Source organism: Vreelandella lionensis, assembly GCF_002087295.1.
GTDB lineage: Bacteria > Pseudomonadota > Gammaproteobacteria > Pseudomonadales > Halomonadaceae > Vreelandella > Vreelandella lionensis.
This window is the reverse complement of record NZ_MWVI01000035.1, coordinates 43,424-67,000: the sequence shown is the minus strand read 5'-3', so window position 1 is coordinate 67,000 and position 23,577 is coordinate 43,424. Positions and strand designations below refer to the sequence as shown.

Here is a 23,577-nt window from a genome sequence, read left to right as displayed (position 1 = left end):
TTCGTCTTAGCATGAACAAGTAAATGAGCCTGCAAGGCCGTCATTTGGTCAGGAGTCTGTCATGGAAGCGCTGAAAGAAACACAGCTGTATTGCCCGTTTGCCTATATTGACGGCAGTTGGGTAGCCGCCGACAGCGGTGAGCAAATCAACGTTTTGAATCCAGCCACTGGTGAGTCGGTTGGTGAGATGCCACGCCTAGGTAAGGCGGAAACCGAACGTGCCATTGATGCTGCCGATGCGGCGCTGCCGTCATGGCGGGCGTTAACCGCTCAGGAACGGGCAGACTTATTGCTCAAGTGGCATGACCTAATGCTTGAACACAAGCATGACCTTGCTCTGCTGATGACCCATGAGCAGGGCAAGCCAGTGAAAGAAGCAGAAGGTGAAATTGCCTACGCCGCGAGCTTCTTACGCTGGTTTGCTGAAGAAGCTCGCCGTGTTTACGGTGAAACCATTCCAGCCGCCAATGCTAATCAGCGTATTGTGGTGACGAAACAGCCGGTAGGCGTTGTTGGCGCGATTACGCCGTGGAACTTTCCCGCTGCGATGATTACTCGTAAAGCAGGGGCGGCACTGGCTGCTGGCTGTACCATCGTGGTGAACCCGCCAGTCAAACGCCTTTTTCCGCCACTGCGCTGGCGTTACTCGCCGAACGTGCTGGCATTCCCCGTGGGGTTTTCAATGTGGTGCCAGGCAGTGCGTCTGACATCGCGAAAGCGCTTACAGAATCTCCCAAAGTCCGTAAGATCACCTTCACGGGCTCGACGGAGGTGGGGCGCACTCTGATGGCTCAGGCCGCTGAGCATATCCAGAAAATTTCTTTGGAACTGGGGGGCAATGCGCCGTTTATCGTTTTTGAAGATGCAGATTTAGACGCGGCTGTTGAAGGTGCCATGGCGGCTAAATTCCGTAACGCCGGGCAAACCTGTGTATGTACTAACCGCTTTCTGGTGCAATCCAGCGTCATTAACGCGTTTTGTGAAAAACTTGCCGTTGCAATGAACAGCGAGCTAAAGGTGGGGGATGGAACAGAGCCAAATATTAATATTGGCCCGCTCATTGACGAGAATGCTGTTAAGAAAGTCAGTGAGCACGTTCAAGATGCCATTGATAACGGTGCGGAGCTGCTTCTGGGTGGACACCCGCACCCCTTGGGTGGCAACTATTTCACACCAACGCTGATCAGCTTTGCTACCGATGCAATGAAAGTGGCCCACGAAGAGACGTTTGGCCCGCTGGCAGCCGTTTTCCCCTTCGATGACGAAGAGACCGCCATTGAGATGGCCAACGACACCCAGTACGGCTTGGCTTCTTACTTCTACTCTCGCGATTTGGCTCGCGTGTGGCGCGTAGCGGAGGCGTTGGAGTATGGCTTGGTGGGCATTAACACCGGGCTTATTTCCAATGCGGCGGCACCCTTTGGCGGGGTGAAAGCGTCGGGTCTTGGCCGTGAAGGTGGCCATCAAGGCTTAGAAGAGTATCTGGAAACGAAATACCTGTGCATTGATCTTGGCAAGTAATACGTCCTAGACCGAAAAAGCCCTCACTTGAAGCAAGTGAGGGCTTTTTTTAATGCAGGAGGCTATCCTCTGATTAGTGGCGGAAGTGGCGCATGCCGGTAAATACCATGGCAATGCCCGCTTCGTTAGCGGCATCAATCACTTCCTGGTCGCGCATGGAGCCGCCAGGCTGAATAACCGCCGTAATGCCCGCTGCTGCGGCGGCATCGATGCCGTCTCGGAAGGGGAAGAAGGCGTCAGAAGCCATCACTGAACCAGGAACGGAAAGCCCTTCATCTGCCGCTTTAATGCCGGCAATTTTAGCCGAGTAAACCCGGCTCATTTGGCCTGCTCCTACGCCAATCGTTTGGCCTGCTTTGGCGTAAACAATCGCATTGGATTTCACGAACTTTGCTACTCGCCATGCAAAGGCAAGGTCGCGCAGTTCTTCTTCAGACGGAGCGCGTTCGCTTACCACGGTAAGCTCATCTTCAGTGACCATGCCTTGATCACGATCCTGTACCAGCAGGCCGCCATTCACGCGTTTGAAGTCAAACGCAGGCTGCGCCGTACCGGGCCAATGAGCGCTTACGTCCAGTAGGCGCACGTTCTGCTTCTCGGCCACAATGGCGGCTGCGTCGTCGCTGACCCCTGGAGCGATAATGACTTCGACAAACTGGCGGTCAATAATCGCGCGTGCGGTTTTGGCATCCAGCGGTACATTGAAGGCGATAATGCCGCCAAAGGCGCTGGTCGGGTCGGTCGCGAAAGCTTTCTCGTAAGCTTCCAGAGCCGTTGCGCCCACGGCAACGCCGCAAGGGTTGGCGTGCTTGACGATGACACAGGCGGTATTCTCAAAGGCTTTTACGCACTCAAACGCCGCGTCAGTGTCAGCCACGTTATTGAATGAGAGCGGTTTGCCTTGAAGCGTCTTGGCGGTGGCAACGCTTGGCTCGCTGGCGGCGGGGTCCACATAGAAAGCCGCTTTCTGATGCGGGTTTTCACCGTAACGCATGTCCTGCTTTTTATGCAGCTGCAGGTTGAAGGTGCGGGCAAAGGTGTCGTCTTCGCTGGCTACCTGACGGCCAAGATAGTCGGCGATGGCACCGTCGTAACCAGCGGTATGCTCAAACGCTTTAACGGCTAGATCCAAACCGGGTGGCGGCGCTCACTTGACCAGAGTGGTCGTTAAGTTCGCCCAGCACCCGGTCGTAGTCGCTGGCGTTAACCACAATCGTGGTATACGCGTGGTTTTTGGCGCAGGCACGTACCATGGTGGGGCCGCCGATATCGATATTCTCGATGGCGTCTTCCAGCGTGCAGTCTGGCTTGGCGACCGTGGCGGCAAAGGGGTAAAGATTCACCACTACCATGTCGATTGGTGAGATGTCATTCTCTGCCATGACAGCGTCGTCTTGGCCGCGGCGTGCCAAAATACCGCCGTGAATTTTTGGATGCAGCGTTTTAACGCGTCCATCCATAATCTCTGGAAAACCGGTGTGCTCAGATACTTCCTTAACCACAATACTGTTCTCTTGCAGTAAACGGAAGGTGCCGCCAGTGGATAGCAGCTGCGCCATGTTCGGCGAAGCCGCGGGCAAACTCTACGATGCCAGTTTTATCGGATACGCTCAGCAGGGCGCGGCGAACGGGGGTAGCGGTACTATCGGCCATAAGGGTGCTCGTCGTGTGCAGGTCGGAGTTTAAAACAACAACGCCCCTTTAAGGGGCGTCACTTTCAATTAATCCATACAGCTTAAGCTTTTTGCGCAGCGTGCCACGGTTTAAACCAAGCACATCCGCCGCGCGCGTTTGGTTGCCATCGGTGTGTTCCATTACACATGCCAACAGAGGAGCTTCCACCTCTGCCATCACCATGGCATACAAATCGGTAGTTTGGCTGCCATCGAGATGTTCGAAGTAGCGGCGCATTGCCATCTCAACCGCTTCTCTTAGCGGCTGTGGCTGGGCACTGTCGGAAGGGTCTGCTAGCGTGCCAGAGAGATGGGAGGAGCGTTCGCTGGAGAACAGGTTGCGTTCATTCATGCAGCATGGCTTCCTTTGGCTAGCAGACGCTTAGCGGCGTCGTGGGTCATGGCGTTATTAATCCAGTCAAACTGCGCTTCAGTCGAGGCAAGGGCATTAAACTGCTGCTTGAGCGCTCGCTGTTCAACGTCTGAAAAGCGGTGGTCGTCATTGAGATACCAGCCGACATGTTTGCGTGCGATGCGTACGCCCATGGTATCGCCATAGAACGCATGCAGTGCCTGCAGATGCTCAAGTAGTATCTGGCAGCGCTCTGTCAAACTGGGTGGTGCTAACCTTTCACCATGAGTTAAGTAGTGAGTGATCTGTTGAAAAATCCACGGATTTCCCTGAGCGCCTCGGCCTACCATTACGGCATCTGCGCCTGTATAGCGCAGCACGTGGGCAGCCTTTTCGGGCGACGTGATATCGCCGTTGGCAATCACCGGGATAGCAAGGTGTGACTTAATCTCAGCAATCGTGTCGTATTCAGCCTCACCAGTATAGCGCTGTTCTCGGTGACGGCCATGGACAGCCAGAGCCTGAATGCCTGCAGACTCTGCCAGTTTGGCAATGCGCAGTGCATTGTTCGACGCGGCGCACCAGCCGGTGCGTATCTTGAGCGCGACGGGAATATCCACTGCGCTCACTACGGCATCTAAAATCTCAGCAACTAGCGCTTCATCGCGCATTAGGGCAGAGCCCGCCGCCTTGTTGCAGACCTTTTTCGCTGGGCAGCCCATGTTGATGTCGATGATTTGCGCGCCAAGCTCAGCATTAAGCCGGGCGCCCTGGGCCAGCATCTTGGCATCGCCTCCGGCAATTTGCACTACCCGGGGGGCGGGCTCGCCTTGATGATCCATGCGTAGCTGAGATTTACGGGTATGCCATAGCGAAGGGTCAGCGGTGACCATTTCACCTACTACCCAGCCAGCGCCTAGCCGACGGCAGAGCTGGCGAAACGGACGGTCGGTGACGCCCGCCATGGGAGCCAGCATTACCGGGTTAGGCAGTTGGTAAGGCCCAATCGCAGGTGGCGAAGTAATCATCAAGGTCATTGCGGTGCACTTTGGTAGGCATGAAATCGACGAGTAGGACGTTTCAAGGGGGCGTATGATACGCCTACTCGACAAGGGATTGAAGGCCAATTCCGATTTTATGCGGGGCGGTGACCCGTCAAACGCACCCAGCCTTCGCGCACGGTGGGTTCATCCATATAAAGCCCTTGGGCTTCGTAGGCTTCCAGCACATCTGAGGCTTGATTGGCCAGTATGCCGGATAGTGCAATGTGACCACCGGGCGCTACGTGGCCAGCAATCATGCTAGAAAGCTCGACCAGTGGTCCTGCCAGAATATTGGCCGTGACGATGGGGTAGGAGCCGCCTTTGAGTTGTTCTGGGTAGTAGAGCGCGAGCTGCGCCGCACCAATAGCATTACGCTCCGCGTTTTCGCGGCTGGCTTGTAGCGCTTGTGGGTCAATATCCGTGCCGTCTGCATGCGTCGCTCCCAACTTCAGCGCCGCAATGGCGAGGATGCCCGACCCACAGCCTACATCCAGTACGGCTTTGCCCTGCAGTTCATTACGCACGGCTAAACTATCCAGCCACTCAAGGCATAGCGCGGTGGTCGTATGTGTGCCTGTACCAAACGCGAGGCCCGGATCAAGGATTAAATTGACTGCGCCAGCTTCGGGCGGCTCATGCCAACTAGGAACAATCCATAGCCGTTCACCCATGCGCAGAGGGGTGAAATCATCCATCACTCCCGCTCCCAGTCACGGTCAGCCAGCAGCTAGTATTCAATGGTCGGGCACGGCTCACCGGGCACTTGCTCAGCCCAGGCGGCTTCAATACGGCTTAACATGTCGTTGATACCGTCGAGATCATCATAGAGGCCCGTCAAAATGGTGTCTTGCCATAGTGGGGTTGTGCCGCGCTCGGGCTCAAAGACGGGATCGTCGTGGGCGTCCTGTAGGCCAATGGCCGTCGCGCCCTCCTCGAGCAGCAGCTCTTCGAGAAGGTCGGCTTGTTCGGGGGCGACGTGTGCTTTTAATTGCAGCCAGGGCATCGGGGGTCTCCACGGCGTTTAGAGGAACAAGGAACAAGCGAAATTGCGACATAACTAGGACAAAACAGCAGCGGGGTGGCGATGGCCACCCCGCAGAAACACCCGCCAAGCGGCAGGCGTAGTAGCAACCTATGGCTTAGCCGCTTAGCTTCTTTTCCAGGTAGTGAATATTGACACCACCCTGGCGGAAGTAGCTATCCCGCACCAGATCTTTCTGAAGGTCGATATTGGTCTTGATGCCTTCGACCAGCAGCTCATCGAGCGCGTTGCGCATGCGCGTTAAGGCAATCTCGCGGTCAGCGCCCCAGGTAATCAATTTACCAATCAGGGAGTCGTAGTGCGGCGGAACGGTATAGCCGGTGTAAAGGTGAGAGTCCATCCGAACGCCTAAGCCACCGGGTGCGTGGAACAGTGTGACTTTGCCAGGAGAGGGCATAAAGGTACGCGAATCTTCGGCATTGATACGGCACTCAAAGGAGTGACCGTTCAGCTTTACATCTTCCTGGCGAATTGAGAGCGGCATGCCCGACGCAATACGCAGCTGCTCTTTAACGATATCCACGCCCGTGACCATTTCTGTCACCGGGTGCTCTACCTGTACGCGGGTGTTCATTTCGATGAAGAAGAACTCACCGTCTTCGTATAGGAACTCGAACGTACCCGCACCGCGGTAGTTAATCTCGATGCACGCCTGGCGGCAGGCTTCAAGCACTTTAGCACGGGCTTCTGGATCAATACCTGGGGCCGGTGCTTCTTCGAGTACTTTCTGGTGGCGGCGCTGTAGCGAGCAGTCGCGGTCATACAGGTGAATAGCATTGCCCTGGCCATCAGCCAGCACCTGAACTTCCACATGGCGAGGCTTCTCGAGAAACTTCTCCATATAAACCGTGCCATCGCCAAAAGCGGCATGGGCTTCGGTGCGGGTAACGGTAATGGCGGAGAGTAGGTGGCCTTCGGTATGCACAACACGCATGCCGCGTCCACCACCACCGGCAGCCGCCTTAATGATGACTGGGTAGCCAATGCGACGTGCAGTGGCCAGGTTAGTGGCGTCATCATCACCTAGCGGGCCGTCGGAACCGGGTACTGTCGGTACGCCAGCGACCTTCATGGCTTCAATCGCGCTGACTTTATCGCCCATCAGGCGAATGGTTTCAGCGCGTGGGCCAATAAAAGTGAAGCCCGAACGCTCCACCTGCTCGGCAAAGTTGGCGTTCTCAGATAGGAAGCCATAGCCGGGATGAATGGCGCTTGAGTCAGTCACTTCAGCCGCGCTGATCAGCGCAGGGATGTTTAAGTACGATTGCGCCGAAGAGGCAGGGCCAATGCAGACGGCTTCATCGGCAAGACGAACGTGCATCAGTTCGCGGTCTGCTTTGGAGTGAACCGCAACAGTTTTAATCCCTAGCTCTTTACATGCGCGTAAGATACGAAGGGCTATCTCGCCGCGGTTCGCGATAAGTACCTTGTCCAGCATGGGAGAATCCACCCGTGTTGATATGAAAGATTAAGCGAGGACGATCATCGGTTGATCAAATTCCACCGGCTCGCCATCTTCCACTAGGATGGCCTCAACCACGCCGTCGCGGTCGGCTTCAATCTGGTTCATCATTTTCATCGCTTCAACGATACACACAGTGTCGCCTTGCTTCACTGTATCGCCTACTTCAACGAATGCTTTCGCACCTGGTGCCGGGCTGCGATAGAAAGTGCCTACCATCGGCGAGTTAACTGCTTCACCGCGATAGCTAGCGCCTTGAGGTTCGGCATCGGCGGGGGTAGTGGCCACTGGCGCTTGAGGAGCAGCAGGCGCGGGCTGCGCGTACTGAGGCATCGGTTGCGGCTGCCACGCAGCGCCGTTGGGGTGACGGCTGATACGAACCGATTCTTCACCTTCCTGAATTTCGATTTCACTGATGTTGGACTCTTCCAGCAGCTCAATCAGTTTTTTAACTTTGCGAATATCCATTCGTATAGCCCCAAAAGTTGATCAAAGTAACACGTCGTCACAGGAGAGATATGCCTGCTAGGCGCGGCGCTTTTAAGCGCAGTAAACCAAATTTAAAAATGAAGAGAACGCAGCACGATGGCGAACGTTAACCCAGACTCAGCGCTAAAAGATGGGTTTTTTAGCAAATATGGCTGTGGAGTTTGCCGAAAAAGTCACCCACTGTCCAGTGGCCGCGGTAATGTGTGTGATATTTGCGACTTAAACAACTGTTTGACGACGATCGCGACACGGCAGCTTAAAAATGTGTTCAAAGCCGGTTGCACTGGCGCAACCGGCCATGAGTTCATCTTTTATCCCTGCTGCCAGCGCTTGAACGAGTCGAGATGCTGAACGAGGTCTTGAGCAGTCACTTCGCCCTGAATGCGAGCCTCACGCACTTCCTTGCCCTGGCTAAAGAGTAGCAGGCTGGGCGGGCCAAAAAGGTTGAAATGATTGAGCAGTTCGCGACTTTGTGCATTGGTCTCTGTCACATCGACCGCGATTAGTTGAAAATCGTTCAATGCAGCGGCGACTTGAGGATCAGGATAGACATCTCGCTCCATCAGTTTGCAGGAGATACACCACTCTGCAGTGAAGTGGGCAAACACGGGCTGCCCCGCTTGAGAGGCTTGCTCCAACTCAGACTGTAGTGCGCTGAGACTGTCGACTTCTTCAAAGATCGGAGTGGTAGCGGCTTCCCCTGTACTAGAAGTGGTCACTGATAGCGGTCGTAATGGATTGCTGCTTCCTGGGCGGCGCCCAACACTAGTGCTACCCCCCAGGCCAACAGCATTAACCCCGCCGTTTGCCGGGCTTTTGCCCAGCCGTGAGAGGGCGATGTATTCAGTGCGCCAAGGGTGAGGGCACTGCCGATTGCTAGGGCCGCCCACAGCAGAAGAGAGATTGATGGCGCAATTAAACGCTCAATCATCCAAATCGCTACACCTAATAACAACAGCCCGAAAGCAATTTTAACGCCATTCATCCAGCCGCCAGAGCGGGGTAGCAGCGTTGCGCCGAAGGTGCCCACGAGCAATAAAGGGAGCCCCATGCCAAGTCCAAGCGCAAACAGCACTGCGCCACCCATAATGGCGTCCCCAGTGGAAGAGATAAATCCCAAGGCGCCCGCTAGCGGAGCCGTTACGCAGGGAGACACCACTAGCACTGACACCGCACCCGCCACCGCCAAGCCCAGTGGGCCACTGCGCTGGGCGCGGGCTTGCCAAGTGTCTACTTTACTGGCGATTCGCGGTGACATGCGAAGGTCAAAGGCGCCAAACATTGCCAAAGCGAGCAGGGTAAACAGAATGGCAAAAGTAATTAAAACGGGGGCGGACTGTAAATGTGCCTGGAGGTTTAGCCCGGCTCCAAACAGCCCCATTAATACGCCCACTAGGGCATAGGTAACGGACATGCCAAGCACATAGCTGGCGGAGAGTACAAAAGCGCGGGGCTTGGTGGGGTTCTGGCCAACCACGATGGACGACAGAATGGGAATCATCGGCAGCACACAGGGCGTAAAGGTTAGCCCGATGCCAGCGAGGAAAAAGAGCCCTAAGGCGAGCGGTAGGCTGGTATCACTAATCAGCGCGCTGAATTTGCTATCTTCACTTTGCGGGGCGGAGAAGCCAGCGTTCTCGCCCGATTGAGTCGCTGCGCTGCTTGGGGCAGGTTCACCCGTGCTTGTTTGATTTGGAGAGCTTTGTTCGCTCTCATCCTGCCAGTTGGCAAACGTGCTGGGCGGTGACGTTTCTGCGGCTTCAAGGGTGATGCGCTCAGGTGGGTAGCATAACCCCGCATCGGCGCATCCCTGAAAGGTCAGCTCGATACTGATTGGCCCGCTATAAGGGGCGCTCAGCGGAACATCAAAAACGAGCTGATCGCGAAAAACGTACACATCCCCCACAAATTCATCGGTGGTGAATGTGCCCTGTGGGATAACAGGCTCTTCTAAGTCGACCGATGCCTGCTGGCTCGTGACGGCAAGCTGGTGGCGGTACAAATAGTACTCATCGGCAATGTCGATCCCAATGCTGAGCGTATCACCATCGTGCCACGCGCTGGGTTGGAAGGCTTCCATCACTGGCAGGAAGTCGCTTTGATTGCTTGAGGAGAACCACTGTCCATGGGCCAATAAAGGTAGCCAGCACAGCATAAAAAACAGGCTAAAACGTCGCATGAGTAACACGGAGTATCCTTTGCGCATTGGTAACAGGTTGGGGGTACAAAGAGGCAGGATAGCGCACCTGCTGAGATTAGCGTATTTACTGCGGTGACGTGACGCGGTGCTTCATGCTCCGTTAATGTAAACGCAAAAGGCCGCCTCTAAAGGCGGCCTTTGCAAGCAGTGTCGTGACGCTAATTACGCTTTTTTGTAAGCCGCGGCCGACTTTTCGATGGCCTTGCGAGCGGCTTCAACGCCTTCCCAAGACTCAACTTTGACCCATTTGCCTTTTTCGAGGTCTTTGTAGTTCTCGAAGAAGTGAGCAATTTGCTGGCGCAGCAGTTCGGGCAGGTCAGTCACTTCCTGCACGTCATCATACAGCGTTGAGAGTTTCGGGTGCGGCACGCATACCAGCTTGGCGTCTTCGCCGGCTTCGTCGGTCATGTTCAGAATGCCCACCGGACGCGCGCGAATGATGCTGCCAGGCGCTACCGGATGAGGGGTCACTACCAGCGCGTCTAGCGGGTCACCGTCGTCGGCCAGCGTGTGCGGGATAAAGCCGTAGTTGGCCGGGTAGAACATGGGCGTGGCCATGAAACGGTCAACGAGGAGGGCACCCATATCTTTGTCGATTTCGTACTTAATCGGCGCGTGGTTAGCAGGAATTTCGATCGCCACGTAGATATCGTTGGGCAGATCCTTTCCAGCGGGGATGTTATCAAAGTTCATCGTTGGTTCCTTGGCTTGGCTTTTCTTACCTATTGCAGAGCGCAGTAGCTAAGCAGTTGATGCATTGCATTAATGGTGAAGAATTATACGAACAAGGTCGATAGATTACCAATGCGACATAGGTGTTTAGCGGCGTGGATGTTGAAGATCACCGCGATTTAAGGGAATGCCTCATATTAGGCAGCTTAGTGAGCTTCAAAGTAGTAATGGGGTACGGGCTGGGTTTTTGTACCGGTCGCGACGTTAGGTGGGCATCGTTTCGCTGTGCCAGCGTGTATGATAGCTCTCTGTGGTTGTGATAGTAGTGGATATGGTGGTTGCGATGGTGAGCCGTAAGCCCAGGAGGATGAGTTGGCGCACGCCCAGTTGCTAATTAGTTATGGTCAAGCGTTTGTTGCCCCAGAGCGGCGGCAGCACCGCAGCTCAATGTCGGTGCGCCTGCCGGAAGCACCGCTGTTAAAAGTGAAGGGCGGCTGTGCGGTGATTAGTGACTCGATTTCCCGCAATACCATGGCCAAGCAGGCTGGGGATTTGAGTGTTCGTGGGTTTCTCTCTGATTACTACTCGACCCCCGAGCACTGGGATACCAAAACCTCGGCCACCCGCGTGCTGCGCGCCCTCAATAGTTGGTGCTATAGCCAAAGCCAGCATGTTAAAGAGGGTAGCTTTGTTTCCTCGCTCTCCGCGATGGTGTTTTTGGGCCGCGAAGGGCATCTGTTCCATATGGGCGATACGCTGGTATTTCGCTTACGTGGCGCCGAGTTTGAGCAGCTCACTCGCGACCACGTGACCGATGTGGGCGGCTATCGTTATCCTTCCCGCGCGTTGGGCATGGACGGTAGCGTGGATATTGATTACACCCATCTAGCGCTCAAGCAGGGCGACCTATTTGTGTTCACCACCCAAGCGGTTCGGGGCACGCTAATGCCGTCGGACTATGTGCGCCTCATTCGGCAAGATGCCAGCGACTTGGATGCCGCCTGCGAGCGTTTGGCCAACGAGGCAAAGCAGCGCGCTCAGGAGCGCGGTTACGGCGGTGATCAGTTCTGCTTTCAACTCCTGCGTATTGATGAGCTGCCGGAAGAAGCAACCGACCACCCGGGCATGCTCTACGGCGATCTGCCGATTCCCCCAGAATTAGCTCCTGGCGAGCGCCTTGATGGGTTAGAAATTCAGGCCGTGCTGTCACGCAACGCCCAGTCTCGCGTTTACCGAGTTCGTGATGTGCATAGCGATCGCGTGATGGTGATGAAAGCACCCAGCCCGGAGCTTTCACTGCGTAACGCCTATTTAGAGCACTTTTTACTGCAGCAGTGGGTGGTGGAACGGGTGAATTCGCCCTTTGTGGTAAAAGTCATGGAACCCTCGCGCCCACGTCGCTACCTATACTACCTCATGCAGAACGTAGAAGGTGAGACCCTGCGCCAATGGGCCGAGCGCCACCCGCAAGCGAGCCTCGTCCAACGTCTCGATATTGCCAATCAGTTAGGCAAGGCAGTTCAAGCGCTGCATCACCGCGATATTATCCATCAGCAGGTTACGCCAGATAACGTGCTGATTGATCAGCATGGAAAGGTAGTGCTGGCGGATTTTAGCGCCTGCCACATGCGTGAAGTGGATGGCCATCGTCACTCAGGCGAACTGCTTCGCCAAATCGGCTTTAATGAGCACACGGCTCCAGAGTACGCCCTGGGCGACAGTGTGGGGCGACGCAGCGATCAGTACTCGCTGGCATCCACGGTTTATTGGCTGTTAACCGGAGAACTGCCCTATACCTTGACGCCGAATAAGCTGCGCTGTCATACCGATTTAGAAGAGCTCAGCTACCGTAGCGCCCGTACCACCAACCCGGAGATTACCCCCGCGTTGGATGAAGCGCTGCGCCGAGCGCTGGACCCACAGCGGCCGCTGCGCTTTAGGCGCATGTCGGAGTTTCTTCACGCGCTACGTATCCCGTTAGGACGGATGCCTCAGCGAGAAGAGCCACGGACGGAGTCTCGACGCTTTTGGCAAGGCGTGGCGGGCATTTTGCTTTTGCTATTGGTGCTTTCCTGGCTGCTGCGTTAGGAATGCGTCCAGTAGTCAACTCTATTCAGGACAGGACACTGTTTTCAAAACGCTCTCGCAGAGCGTGTAAACGGGATATTGAAGACGGCATTTCTCTTGGTTCAGCCAGGAGATGTTTGTCAGGCACGTACGATGGTGAATGAGTCCGTCGAGATTTATAACAGTCAGCGGCCACACCTAGCGCTGAAATACAAAACGCCCAATGCAGTGCACTGGGCGTTTGAGATGAAATAAGTGTCAATCTATTTCAGGACTAGACACCAGCGTTTCAGCCAGCCGAGAAGTTACAGTGTGAATTTAGGCAGCTTCTGCTCCACTTTCGCCAGCTTGAGCTTGGCGACTTTGGGCAGGCCATTCTCGAACGGAGGGAAGTCTTCGCCTTGGATCAGCGGCGAGAGGTAGTCTCGGCATGCTTGAGTAATGCCAAAGCCGTTCTCGCTGATGAAATCGCGAGGCATGAATTTCTCTTGGTTGGCAATTTGCGACAGCGGCGCAGAAATCACATCCCACTGGTAGGGGGTTTGTGAAATACGGCGGATCGCCGGCATCATGGAGTTCTTGCCCGCCAGTGCCAGCGTCACCGCTTCACGGCCCACTGCGTATGCTTGCTCAACGTCGGTTTTTGACGCTAAGTGGCGAGCCGCACGCTGTAGGTAGTCGGCCACGGCCCAGTGGTATTTGTAGCCTAAATCTTGCTTGATCATACCGGCCAGAGTGGGCGCAACGCCGCCTAGCTGGCGGTGACCGAAAGCATCGGTGTTACCCGCATCTGCCAGGAAGGTGCCGTCTTCGTAGCGCGCGCCTTCCGATACTACGATGACGCAGTAGCCGTACTTCTTAACGCTCTCATCCACCCGTGCCATGACCGCTTTACGGTTAAAAGCCACTTCCGGGAAGATAATCAGGTGTGGCGGCTCGCCTTCACCTTCGCCTGCCAGTCCGCCTGCGGCGGCAATCCAGCCCGCATGGCGGCCCATTACTTCCAGCACGAACACTTTGGTCGACGTGGCGCACATGGAGGCGATATCCAGCGATGCTTCACGGGTAGACGTGGCAATATACTTTGCGACGCTGCCAAAACCGGGGCTGTTGTCGGTAATGGGCAGGTCATTGTCGACGGTTTTAGGAACATGAATCGCGGTCAGCGGGTAACCAAGCTTTTCTGAAAGCTGTGACACCTTTAGGCAGGTGTCGGCGCTGTCACCGCCACCGTTATAGAAGAAATAGCGGATATCGTGCGCTTTGAAGACTTCGATCAGGCGCTCGTACTGGGCGCGGTGGGTATCAATATCCTTCAACTTGTAGCGGCACGAACCGAACGCACCGCCAGGCGTATGACGAAGTGCCGCAATGGCATCATCACTCTCCTGGGTGACATCGATCAGGTCTTCCGTCAGCGCACCAATAATGCCGTTATGGCCGGCATACACCTTGCCGATTTGGTCGGGGGCTTGCCGGCAAGCTTCGATAACGCCGCAGGCGCTGGCATTGATGACGGCGGTAACGCCACCGGACTGGGCGTAAAAGGCATTATGCTGGGCCATGGAAACGTCTCATCTCCTGAAAACGGGTGGTTTCATCGTTATTGACGGCAAGCGTTCGCTCCCTTGCTTGCCGATGCTTCACAGGCGCACTAAAAGTCGCCCTGTGAACCAAGCGCTCTTAATTGACGCAAAGTTTAGCGTAAAGCTATTTCTGCTGCATTACATGCTGTTTCAAGCCCGCCGCTGCGGGGGTTTTTAGCTGCCTGCGCGGATTACTCATCGCCACCGTCCAGCGCTTGTTCACGCTGGGCTAGTCGCCAGCCGCCCAAATCTTTATAGCGGTTAACCATTGCGCAAAACAGCTCAGCCGTGCGCTCGGTATCGTAACGCGCGGAGTGGGCCGCTTTGTTATCAAACTCAATGCCTGCCGCACGGCACGCTCTGGCCAGCACAGTTTGACCATATACAAACCCGGCTAGCGTCGCCGTATCAAAGCTTGAGAAGGGGTGGAACGGGTTGCGTTTGATGTTGCAGCGGTTGGCCGCGGCATTCAGAAAGCCGTGGTCGAAGGCAGCATTATGGCCGACGAGGATCGCCCGTGAGCAGCCGTGGGCTTTCAACGACTTGCGAATGGGCCGAAAGATCTCACCCAGCGCCTCGGATTCGCTAAGCGACACTTGGCGACGCAGCGGGTCATCCAGATTGATCCCTGTGAAGTCTAATGCCGACTGCTCCACGTTGGCCCCCTCAAAGGGGTGGATGTGGTACGCATAGGTCGCGTCAGGCAGTAAATTACCGTCCGGGTCCATGGTGAGGGTGACAGCTGCAATTTCCAATACGGCGTCCGTTTGGGCATTAAACCCACCCGTCTCCAAATCAATGACAACCGGTAAATAACTGCGAAAACGCTGGGCCATCAATTCGCGGGCAATTGCCTCGCTCATGCAGCTCTCCTTAGTAAAGCGAGTAGTCGGTCAGAATCAGCGGCGAGTGTTTGCCGCTATGGTTGGGTGATTCTAGCAGCTTTACCCCTAAGGCGTCGTTGACGGTATTCGCTGAGCATTGAGAACGCTATACTGACGGTTTGAATAAACAGGTAGCGCTGGCTTAAGGGCGCTACCCTTTCTGGTGAACTGCTTTTTACAAGGAGCAAAGAATGTCCGATGTCAAAAAGGTTGTGCTGGCATATTCAGGCGGCCTGGACACATCCGTAATCGTTAAGTGGTTGCAAGAGACCTACAACTGCGAGGTAGTGACCTTTACTGCCGACATCGGTCAAGGTGAAGAAGTCGAGCCTGCTCGTGCCAAAGCGCAAGCGCTAGGCGTAAAAGAGATTTACATCGAAGACCTGCGCGAAGAGTTCGTACGCGATTACGTCTTCCCGATGTTCCGCGCCAACACCATTTATGAAGGTGAGTACCTGCTGGGCACCTCTATTGCTCGCCCGCTGATTGCCAAGCGCTTGATCGAAATTGCTAACGAAACCGGTGCAGACGCTATTTCTCACGGTGCGACGGGTAAAGGTAACGATCAGGTGCGTTTTGAGCTGGGCGGCTACGCGCTGAAGCCAGGCGTTAAAGTCATCGCGCCATGGCGCGAGTGGGATCTCACTTCACGCGAAAAGCTGATGGCTTACTGTGAAGAGCACAATATTCCGGTCGATTTCTCCAACAAAAAGAAGAAATCTCCCTACTCCATGGATGCTAACCTGCTGCACATCTCCTACGAAGGCGGCATTCTGGAAGATCCTTGGGCCGAAGCCGAAGAAGACATGTGGCGTTGGAGCGTTTCTCCTGAAGCCGCGCCAGAGCAGCCGACTTACGTTGAGCTGACGTACGAGAAAGGCGACATCGTTGCGATTGACGGCGAAGCGCTGAAGGCACATGAAGTGCTGGAGAAGCTCAACAAGCTGGGTGGCGATAACGGCATTGGCCGCCTGGATATCGTTGAGAACCGCTATGTGGGCATGAAGTCGCGTGGCTGCTATGAAACGCCAGGAGGCACGATCATGCTGCGCGCTCACCGCGCGATCGAGTCACTGACGTTAGACCGTGAAGAGGCTCACCTGAAAGATCAGCTGATGCCCAAGTATGCCGAAGTAATCTACAACGGCTACTGGTGGAGCCCTGAGCGCCGCATGCTGCAAGCTGCTATTGACGAGACGCAGAAAAATGTCTCGGGTGTTGTCCGCATGAAGCTCTACAAAGGTAACGCTACGGTAGTCGGTCGTAAATCTGAGCAGTCGCTGTTTGATGAGTCTATCGCAACGTTTGAAGACGATGCGGGCGCTTACAATCAGAAAGATGCCGAAGGCTTTATCAAGCTGAATGCGCTGCGTCTTCGTATTGCCGCGGGCAAAGGTCGTCAGCAGAGCTAACGTTCAACAGTGGCCAGCCTCAGGGCTGGCCACTGCGTAACAGGAGCCGTTATGTTTAAGAAGTTGCTTTCAGGCTTATTTGGTTCGCAGGGCGGTGGTAACACGAGTACTGGCACCAAAGCGGCTGAATCGGTGGAGTATAAAGAGTATTTAATTATCTCCCAGCCCGATAACCAAAGCGGCCAGTATCGCGTGAGCGGCTGGATACGCAAACCCGATAGCCAAGGTGGCGCGCAAGAGCACCGGTTTGAGCGTTCCGATATGTTGCCGGGGCGTGAGGCTTGCGATGCGCTAATGGTGTCAAAAGCGCAGCGCTATATCGATGAAGTGGGGGATGCCATGTTCGAGCCCGACCCCCGCCGCGATAGCAGCACGGCTAGCTAATTATGGGCGTCCATTAGGGCGCGCGCTTCTATGGCTGCTTGCAACATAAGCTCTGCGGGCACGTCCGGGGTAGCAACACCCCGCTCGCAAGCTTCGACATCCCGTAACAGCTCTCCTAGTGGGCCCTGGTACCCTACAAGGGCGTGGCGAATAGCATGGTTAAGCGGTAGCTCTTGGAGCATGGTCTCTAAGTCAACACCTAAAATTATCGGCATATGCGAAAAAAGCCCGGTTATAAAGCTCTCTTCTCCATCAAGGCCTCGTTGTAAAGCCAACGCTTCGCAGGCAAACGCATGCGTTAATCCATTAATCAGATTAACTTTGCTGGCAGGGCTGTTGCCCGCCAGCATCACAATAGAAACCAGCGTTCTCAGCTCTTTCAGGCCAATAATATGGATGCAGTCCAGCAGTTTGTAAGCAGGACGCTGAGAGGCTTTCTCAGCTGAGTTGGCGCGTTTAAATACAGCATTAAGTAGATATGGGTCTCGCGCTATTAGTGTGCTTAATGCTGGCAGGCGTACTTTATCGCTATATAGCTGGGCGAGGAGCTGCATTTGATTGGCGCGGGACGAGCTACGGCGCTGGGTCTGCGTGGCTTGCACTTGGGGGCGTTGGTAAAAATACCCTTGAAACAGGCGAAAACCGAGTGCTTTACACCGCTCGAAATCCGCATAGGTCTCTACGCGTTCGGCCAGCAGCGTATACCCTTTGCTATAAAGGCGTTGAATAAGTTCTACGGGTAATCCAACCGATATATCGAATTTAACGATATCGGCAAGGTTTAATAGCGCACTATTGGCGGAAGTGAGCTCGAAATCATCAAGCGCTAACGTATAGCCTTTTGCCTTTAGTTGACGTAGAGCGGCGATCAGCGGCTCGCTCGGTTGAGTATCCTCTAGCACTTCGATAACAATTTGATTGGTCGGAAGGCCATCCAAATCGGGATTAAGCAGCCACTGTTCAGAAGCATTAATAAAAATCTGACGCTGGCCGCAAAGCTTTTCCAAACCAATTTCATAAATAGCCACAGCACAGGCACGAGCGGTTGCCTGAACATCATCTAATACTGCGGCGCTATAGGCAGATATATCCCCACGGTAGAGCAACTCATCTGCAATATGTTGCAACTGGGCATTCACTATGGGTTGGGTGGCGATGGTGTAGTGGCCACTCTTCTCTTGTTGAGCTAATCCATGCATCGTGTTGCTGCTCCGCCGGTAACGGGTGAAAAGCGTGCGAGGGCGCGAAGAATAGCGTCAAAGAGTCAGCGGATGCTAGTTACACTGAGATACCATGCGTTAAACGGCACAATTGTTTACATAAAAGAGGCTTTCGGAAGTTCCAATACCATTTTGGTGCCACCTAATGGGGATTCGGTAGCCCATAGTTTGCCACCCAGGTGGTGAATTATAGCGCGGCTAATGGGCAAGCCTAAACCGCTTCCTTTAGGCCGACCTTGCATTGAAGTGTGCTCTTTAAGCTGCAGCTGATAGAATTTCTCAAAGACATTTTCGCGCTCTGTAGGCGGAATGCCTGGGCCATTATCCTCAACGCTAAGCTGAAAGGCATTGTCGATAGGATAAACAGACAGCTTTATCTTTGGGTGTTGAGGGTTAGCAAATTTTCGTGCATTTTCCAGTAGGTTAATAATGACCTGCTCAAGGCGGTCTGGGTCCGCAATGACAATGGCGGGAGCATCCGCTGCATAAAACTCAAACCCAATACTGTTCTCCTCATGTAAGCGGAAGATGGCATCGCTATTTGTTTTGCAAGTTTTGTTAAGTTTACCGCCACTGGCTTCATGGTTAATCGGCCGCTTTCAAGTCGCGCTAAATCCAAAATCTCCTCAATAAGCCGGGAAAGGCGCTGGCTTTCCAGTACCATAATGCTGAGAAATTGTTGACGTTTATCGGCCGCGATATCGGGTGTGTCGCGTAAAATTTCTGCAAATGATCGTATAGATGTTAGTGGCGTGCGAAGTTCATGACTGACCATAGCGACAAACTCATCTTTCATGCGATCAAGCTCACGTAACCGTTCGTTAGCGCTGCGTAGCTCTTCACCGACACGAGCTAGTTCCTGGGACTTTTGCTCTAATTGGCGGTTGTATTCTAAGGCCTGGGAGGTGGTGTCTAAAATAGTGAGCACTGACTCTACATCTAATGCTTCACCACGTAAGACCGAGTTGATTAATACGCTGGCGGATGCGCTACCCAGGGAGCCAGCCAATGATTGTTCAGCACGAGTGATTAGTGCCTTAGACGCTGGCCGCTGATAAGCATCGGTCTCGGTAACAGGTTGTGCCGTTTGGGATGCAAAGACACGCTGAGTTGCCATACTTCCCAAATACCGAATTAACAGTGCATGGAGTGCGCCTTCGGTGGTTTCACCTTGCCAGAGTGAAGTGGTTTGCAGATTGGGGTGCATTGCCTCGGTAAATAGTGCGGCCTGAGTCTGCTCTAGTGGTGTAGGACGAGTGAATAATGATACGCCAATCAGTAAGCTAACATTAACTAGCATGCTCCAAAACAGTGAATGCGTATAAATATCCCATCCGCTTAGCCCCAGCAGCGCGTAAGGTGATAGCCAACTGATTTCCCAAGGGCCCTGGGTGATTAACGTCTCTTTCAGCCAGCCCGACTGTGCAAACCCCGGCAGCAGCAGCGTATAGAACCAGATAAAAAATCCAGCGAGCAGCCCTAACGTTGCCCCCTGGCGCGTTGCCCCGCGCCAGTAAAGCCCGATGAGCAGTGCAGGGGCAAACTGGGCCACTCCCGCAAAAGAGACCAGCCCGATGGTTACCAGGCTGTAGCTATCGCCGATCAGCGCATGGTAGAGATAGCCCATGAGTAGAATCAGCAAAATGGCGATGCGCCGAATGTTGAGTAGCCAGTCGGCAAGCCGGCCATGGCGCCCAATATAAAGGCGCTTTACTTTCAGCAGCAGAGGCATAATGAGCTGATTGCTGACCATGGTAGAGAGGGCAATCGTCTCAACAATGACCATGCCGGTGGCGGCTGAAAGACCACCGATAAAGACTAACAGCGGCAAACCTTCTAGCCCCGCAGAGAGGGGCAGCGTGAGCACGAAGCTATCGGGATCGCCCTCGACAAGTAGCAGCCCGGCTAAGGCAATCGGGATGACAAACAGGTTAATCAACAGCAAATAGAGCGGGAATAGCCCGCTGGCGCGATGGAGGTGCTGCTCGTCAACATTCTCCACCACGAGAACCTGGAACTGCCGGGGTAGTGTAAAGAAGGCCAGAAATGCCAGCAGCAGCATACCCACCCAGCCCGTTGCGCCGCCAGGTACGTTTTCTAGGCGCATGCTATTGATTAATGCTGGTGTAGCAGCGACTTCGGCTAAGAGGGCGCCTGGCCCTGCAAACATGATGAACGTGACAAATACGCCCACTGCCAGAAAGGCGATCAGTTTCACCAGGGACTCTACGGCAATGGCAGCCACCATCCCTTCGTGGCGCTCGCTGGCATCTAAGTGACGGGGGCCAAAAAGAATAATAAACACCGCCAACACCATCGCTATCCAAAAAGAGCGGTCCATCCAGAAGCGTTCGTTCTCTAGCGTGATATCGGCACCCAGCGGGTAGTTCATCAGTACCGCATGACTCACCGTGATGGCTTTTAGCTGAAGTGCGATATAAGGGGTGATGGTGATGAGCGCCATGATGGCCACGAGCGCCCCTAAACGAGAGCTTTTGCCGTAGCGGGCGCTGATAAAGTCGGCAATCGAGGTGATGCGCTGCTGTGCGGCAATGCGCACCATTTTGCGTAGTGTAAAAGGGGCTAACAGCATCGCCAGTGTCGGCCCCAGGTAAATCAGTAGGAAGCTAGGGCCATACTGTGCTGCGCGGCCAACGCTGCCGTAAAACGTCCAGGCAGTACAGTAAACCGCGATAGAGAGGGCATAGACCGTAGGCGAGCCAATCAGCGAGCGCCCCTGTTCGGCGCGCCGGTCTCCCCAGGCGGCGACCATAAAGAGCAGGGCCAAATAGCAAAAGGCGGTACCAATCACTACCCAATCGCCGCGCATGGTCATGGTTCCTTGGGAGGCTCAACCAGCCAAGCGGTGAATCCAATGAGCGCTCCCCAAACGACAAATAGGTAGAGCGGTAGCCAACCCAGCAGGCCCGGTAAACGATCAACAATAAGCAGCATCGGTGGGCAAAACATAAACAGTGCCAGCAGGGCCAACGCGATGAGCCGTTCGCGCCTGCGGGAGGGAGCGCTGAAGGGGTTCATGGCGCGCTGGCATCCTCTTTATCAAAGGCATTTGCCTGCAGGGCAAGCAGCTCTTCCAGCGTATCAATGCCTCGGGCCTCGAGCCGTGGCAGCAGTGATAGCCATAGCTCTGCGGTAACGCGGGCATCACCTAACGCCGTGTGGCGAGTGCCCGGTGGAAAGTGGAGGTCATAGCGCTTGGCTAGCGTGTCTAAATCGTGACCATCCAATGCTTCATCGAGCGCTTTTGAAATAAGCAGTGTGTCTAAAACGGGAATATCAAAGGCAACGCCATGGTCGCTAATGGCCAGCATATCGAAAGCCGCATTATGGGCGAGCAGCACGGCCTCACCGACGTAATCACGAAACAGGTCAAGCACTGTTTCAAGGGGGGCAGCGCCCGCGACATCCGCATCGGTAATGCCGTGAATCACCGTACTGGCAGCAGGAATGGCGCGCTTCGGGTCCACGAAATGATCAAACGCATCATTCGCCAGTAAACGGCCATTGACGATCCGGCAGGCGCCCAGGCTAATCACCGTGTCTCCTCGGCGCAGCTCAAGGCCAGTAGTCTCCGTATCAAACGCCACGATATCTAGGCAGCGTAGAGCTCTGCTAGCCAGAGCCACGTCAGGCGCAGGGAGCTGGGCGATGCCAAAGTCATGGAATTCCGGGCGCGGAGGGGCGAGCTCACGAGGCGCTTGGGCTTGTGCAATCGTTGGTAGCGGCAGTCTTAGTCGTGCGTGGCGTTTATCCGCATCGGCAACACTCCAGATATCGGTCGCGTGCTGGCGCAGAATATCCGCGACTGAGGGGCTAAGCGGTAGCGTGGTCAGCGGGTGCTCGCGCCAAATGGTGAGCTCGCCTTCGGGGACGGGGGAGCCTTGCCAAATCAAGTCAACGTAAGCGCGTTTTGGGTTGAGCGTGACTTCACCTTCAAAACCGCTGCTGGGCAAGTGGCAGCGCAGGTGATCCACCAGAGAGTGGAATAGCTCAATCAGCGCGGGGGCGTCGCCTTTAAACCAAGCGGGCACGCCGATAGGGGTGATTAAGCGGTGGGCAGGGTCAAGGCGCTCATCCAGCGATTGCCAAAAATCGTTGGACCAAATGGGTCTTAAACGTTCGCCGTGGTACTGAAGATCGTCCAGCAGCGAGCCAATCTCCGCGACGTGCTTGTTTAATGCTTGGCTCTCATCGTGCACTACTTGCTCTAAACGTGCTCGTAGCTCAAGCGACGTTTCTGAGGGGGGAATTTGACGCAGCGCATCAGCGGCGCTGCTTAAGCTGGCGGAGTGCTGGCGAAGTGGCGGCAATAGATGATTAAGTTCGGCCCGCACGCCCATTTCGTTATTCCAGGTGGTGGTCGCATCGCTACAGGTCACCAGCGTTTCGCGTTCACTGCCGGGGACCCGGCGAATGACAACCTTTAACCAGCGCTGGTCACAGGGGGCGAGCATTTCCCGAGGCGAGCCGTCGTCGGGTAGTTGTGCTATGGCGTTGGCAAGGGTAGCTGTCGGCAGCAGGGCATCCAGACGTTTACCAAGCCCCAGGCCGGTATTACCCGCAAAGAAGTTTTCGGCAGCCTGATTAAACAACATCACCCGCCGGTGCCGGTCGCAAAGTAACAGCGGTGTTTCAAGCACCTGCAGCAACGTTTCAAGCTCTTGGCGTATACGCGATGCGCTACGCGCTCCTTCTGCATGGGCGGTGGCGAGTCGTGAGCGGTCGGCGCGCCAGCTGTGGCTGACGCGGCGAAGGTCTGGGCCAAGCCCTTTTAACCAGCCCTCTGCAGTGTGTTCGTCTTGGGCATCTGGGTTGGCTACCCAGCGTGCCAGCTGCGCTTGAAGGTGGCGAAGGGGTGTAAATAGCATGCGCTCCAGCAGCAGGCCCATTAAAAAAAGGCGTGATGCCGCCTGAAAACCTGCCTAGCCATAGAGCCGCACGCGCCACGCCTGAAAGTGCCAGCTGGCTATCTAACCAAGCGGCAAAGAGCGCTCCCCCTACTAAGCTAACGCCGCTTAGCAGCAGCCACACGCCGACCAAGCGTTGGCGTTTAGGAAGGCCCTTGCGTGTCATGGTGCACGCTCGGCTAACAGGGCTTTGACCTTCTCTACAAGCTGTTGGGTAGAGAAAGGCTTGGTGACGTAGTCATCTGCGCCCAGCGCAAAGCCTTTTTCCCGCTCTACTTCACGGCCATGAGCCGTTAACATAATCACCGGTAAATGCCGTTCGGACTCTGAGCGGCGCAGCTGCTCCAGCACTTCAAAGCCACTGATGCCCGGCAAGCTGATGTCCAGTAACAACAGGTCGGGGGATGCATCGGCAATTCTCAGCAGCGCGGTTTCGCCATCGGGCGCTGTCGTCACCGTCAGCCCGGCATGGGACATGAGGAACTCAAGGGAGAGTAGGATATTGGGTTCATCATCGACCACTAATACGTTGGCCATTACGGTCTCCTCAGCGGCGTTAGATGAGCAGTGCGACTGCTAGCGATGGTTTAAGTGTATGTAGCGTACAGCATTCGGCCAAGACGACCTTGGCCGAATGCTGTG

General features: G+C 55.1%; 13 protein-coding genes and 7 pseudogenes. 5 read left to right on the top strand and 15 right to left on the bottom strand.

Going from position 1 to position 23,577, the window contains the following annotated elements; translation table 11 throughout:
• Positions 1–61 precede the first annotated feature (61 nt).
• Positions 62–1,521: pseudogene (locus B4967_RS04545) on the top strand (NAD-dependent succinate-semialdehyde dehydrogenase).
• Positions 1,522–1,594: 73 nt separating this feature from the next.
• Here the strand turns inward: B4967_RS04545 and purH are convergent.
• The 8 genes and pseudogenes from purH to ppa all read right to left on the bottom strand — a co-directional run bounded on the left by purH (position 1,595) and on the right by ppa (position 10,475).
• Positions 1,595–3,174, bottom strand: a pseudogene (gene purH, locus B4967_RS04540) (bifunctional phosphoribosylaminoimidazolecarboxamide formyltransferase/IMP cyclohydrolase).
• A gap of 48 nt (positions 3,175–3,222) precedes the next feature.
• Positions 3,223–3,546, bottom strand: a complete 324-nt coding sequence (gene fis / locus B4967_RS04535; protein WP_083023880.1) for a DNA-binding transcriptional regulator Fis — start codon at positions 3,544–3,546, stop codon at positions 3,223–3,225.
• Positions 3,543–4,583: a tRNA dihydrouridine synthase DusB gene (dusB, locus tag B4967_RS04530; protein ID WP_083023878.1), complete on the bottom strand. Its 1,041-nt coding sequence runs from the start codon at positions 4,581–4,583 to the stop codon at positions 3,543–3,545. Before dusB ends, fis begins: the two co-directional genes overlap by 4 nt.
• Positions 4,584–4,681: 98 nt before the next feature.
• Positions 4,682–5,592: pseudogene (prmA, locus tag B4967_RS04525) on the bottom strand (50S ribosomal protein L11 methyltransferase).
• A gap of 136 nt (positions 5,593–5,728) precedes the next feature.
• Positions 5,729–7,069, bottom strand: coding sequence for an acetyl-CoA carboxylase biotin carboxylase subunit (gene accC / locus B4967_RS04520; protein ID WP_083023877.1), 1,341 nt, complete (start codon positions 7,067–7,069; stop codon positions 5,729–5,731).
• A 30-nt stretch (positions 7,070–7,099) separates the two neighbouring features.
• Positions 7,100–7,561: an acetyl-CoA carboxylase biotin carboxyl carrier protein gene (gene accB / locus B4967_RS04515; protein WP_083023875.1), complete on the bottom strand. Its 462-nt coding sequence runs from the start codon at positions 7,559–7,561 to the stop codon at positions 7,100–7,102.
• 332 nt (positions 7,562–7,893) lie between these two features.
• Positions 7,894–9,770, bottom strand: a pseudogene (dsbD, locus tag B4967_RS04510) (protein-disulfide reductase DsbD).
• Between the two features lie 174 nt (positions 9,771–9,944).
• On the bottom strand, positions 9,945–10,475 hold the full coding sequence (gene ppa, locus B4967_RS04505; RefSeq protein ID WP_044627994.1) for an inorganic diphosphatase: 531 nt from the start codon (positions 10,473–10,475) through the stop codon (positions 9,945–9,947).
• Positions 10,476–10,826: 351 nt separating this feature from the next.
• Here ppa and B4967_RS04500 point away from each other — a divergent pair, with 351 nt between their 5' ends.
• Together B4967_RS04500 and B4967_RS04495 are read left to right on the top strand one after the other, a co-directional pair.
• Entirely contained in the window at positions 10,827–12,542 is a 1,716-nt protein-coding gene (locus B4967_RS04500; protein ID WP_083023873.1) for a bifunctional protein-serine/threonine kinase/phosphatase, read from the top strand.
• Between the two features lie 39 nt (positions 12,543–12,581).
• Positions 12,582–12,776 (top strand): annotated as a pseudogene (locus B4967_RS04495) (integrase core domain-containing protein); the annotation flags it as partial.
• A gap of 50 nt (positions 12,777–12,826) precedes the next feature.
• Here B4967_RS04495 and B4967_RS04490 read toward each other — a convergent pair.
• Together B4967_RS04490 and rnt are read right to left on the bottom strand one after the other, a co-directional pair.
• On the bottom strand, positions 12,827–14,086 hold the full coding sequence (locus tag B4967_RS04490; RefSeq protein WP_083023871.1) for a 6-phosphofructokinase: 1,260 nt from the start codon (positions 14,084–14,086) through the stop codon (positions 12,827–12,829).
• Between the two features lie 212 nt (positions 14,087–14,298).
• A complete protein-coding gene (gene rnt, locus B4967_RS04480) occupies positions 14,299–14,970 on the bottom strand; it encodes a ribonuclease T (RefSeq protein WP_083023868.1) in 672 nt (223 codons plus the stop codon).
• A 212-nt stretch (positions 14,971–15,182) separates the two neighbouring features.
• Here rnt and B4967_RS04475 point away from each other — a divergent pair, with 212 nt between their 5' ends.
• The gene (locus B4967_RS04475; protein WP_044627989.1) at positions 15,183–16,403 is read left to right on the top strand and encodes an argininosuccinate synthase; all 1,221 of its coding nucleotides are present in this window, start codon (positions 15,183–15,185) and stop codon (positions 16,401–16,403) included.
• A 51-nt stretch (positions 16,404–16,454) separates the two neighbouring features.
• A complete protein-coding gene (locus tag B4967_RS04470; protein WP_083023865.1) occupies positions 16,455–16,787 on the top strand; it encodes an HlyU family transcriptional regulator in 333 nt (110 codons plus the stop codon).
• Here B4967_RS04470 and B4967_RS04465 read toward each other — a convergent pair.
• The 5 genes and pseudogenes from B4967_RS04465 to B4967_RS04445 all read right to left on the bottom strand — a co-directional run bounded on the left by B4967_RS04465 (position 16,784) and on the right by B4967_RS04445 (position 23,472).
• Positions 16,784–17,986: an EAL and HDOD domain-containing protein gene (locus tag B4967_RS04465; protein WP_083023863.1), complete on the bottom strand. Its 1,203-nt coding sequence runs from the start codon at positions 17,984–17,986 to the stop codon at positions 16,784–16,786. The two genes, B4967_RS04470 and B4967_RS04465, sit on opposite strands and share 4 nt — an antisense overlap.
• Before the next feature lie 116 nt (positions 17,987–18,102).
• Positions 18,103–20,837, bottom strand: a pseudogene (locus tag B4967_RS04460) (ATP-binding protein).
• A gap of 2 nt (positions 20,838–20,839) precedes the next feature.
• On the bottom strand, positions 20,840–21,046 hold the full coding sequence (locus B4967_RS04455) for a hypothetical protein (RefSeq protein WP_044627986.1): 207 nt from the start codon (positions 21,044–21,046) through the stop codon (positions 20,840–20,842).
• Positions 21,043–23,101: pseudogene (locus B4967_RS04450) on the bottom strand (3'-5' exonuclease). Before B4967_RS04450 ends, B4967_RS04455 begins: the two are co-directional and overlap by 4 nt.
• On the bottom strand, positions 23,098–23,472 hold the full coding sequence (locus B4967_RS04445) for a response regulator transcription factor (protein WP_083023861.1): 375 nt from the start codon (positions 23,470–23,472) through the stop codon (positions 23,098–23,100). Before B4967_RS04445 ends, B4967_RS04450 begins: the two are co-directional and overlap by 4 nt.
• Between the last annotated feature and the right edge of the window lie 105 nt (positions 23,473–23,577).

Bases quoted from the DNA above. Each gene is read 5' to 3' on its own strand.
- fis (WP_083023880.1), bottom strand. From the start codon at position 3,546: ATGAATGAACGCAACCTGTTCTCCAGCGAACGCTCCTCCCATCTCTCT.
- dusB (WP_083023878.1), bottom strand. From the start codon at position 4,583: ATGACCTTGATGATTACTTCGCCACCTGCGATTGGGCCTTACCAACTG.
- accC (WP_083023877.1), bottom strand. From the start codon at position 7,069: ATGCTGGACAAGGTACTTATCGCGAACCGCGGCGAGATAGCCCTTCGT.
- accB (WP_083023875.1), bottom strand. From the start codon at position 7,561: ATGGATATTCGCAAAGTTAAAAAACTGATTGAGCTGCTGGAAGAGTCC.
- ppa (WP_044627994.1), bottom strand. From the start codon at position 10,475: ATGAACTTTGATAACATCCCCGCTGGAAAGGATCTGCCCAACGATATC.
- B4967_RS04490 (WP_083023871.1), bottom strand. From the start codon at position 14,086: ATGGCCCAGCATAATGCCTTTTACGCCCAGTCCGGTGGCGTTACCGCC.
- rnt (WP_083023868.1), bottom strand. From the start codon at position 14,970: ATGAGCGAGGCAATTGCCCGCGAATTGATGGCCCAGCGTTTTCGCAGT.
- B4967_RS04475 (WP_044627989.1), top strand. From the start codon at position 15,183: ATGTCCGATGTCAAAAAGGTTGTGCTGGCATATTCAGGCGGCCTGGAC.
- B4967_RS04470 (WP_083023865.1), top strand. From the start codon at position 16,455: ATGTTTAAGAAGTTGCTTTCAGGCTTATTTGGTTCGCAGGGCGGTGGT.
- B4967_RS04465 (WP_083023863.1), bottom strand. From the start codon at position 17,986: ATGCATGGATTAGCTCAACAAGAGAAGAGTGGCCACTACACCATCGCC.
- B4967_RS04455 (WP_044627986.1), bottom strand. From the start codon at position 21,046: ATGAACCCCTTCAGCGCTCCCTCCCGCAGGCGCGAACGGCTCATCGCG.
- B4967_RS04445 (WP_083023861.1), bottom strand. From the start codon at position 23,472: ATGGCCAACGTATTAGTGGTCGATGATGAACCCAATATCCTACTCTCC.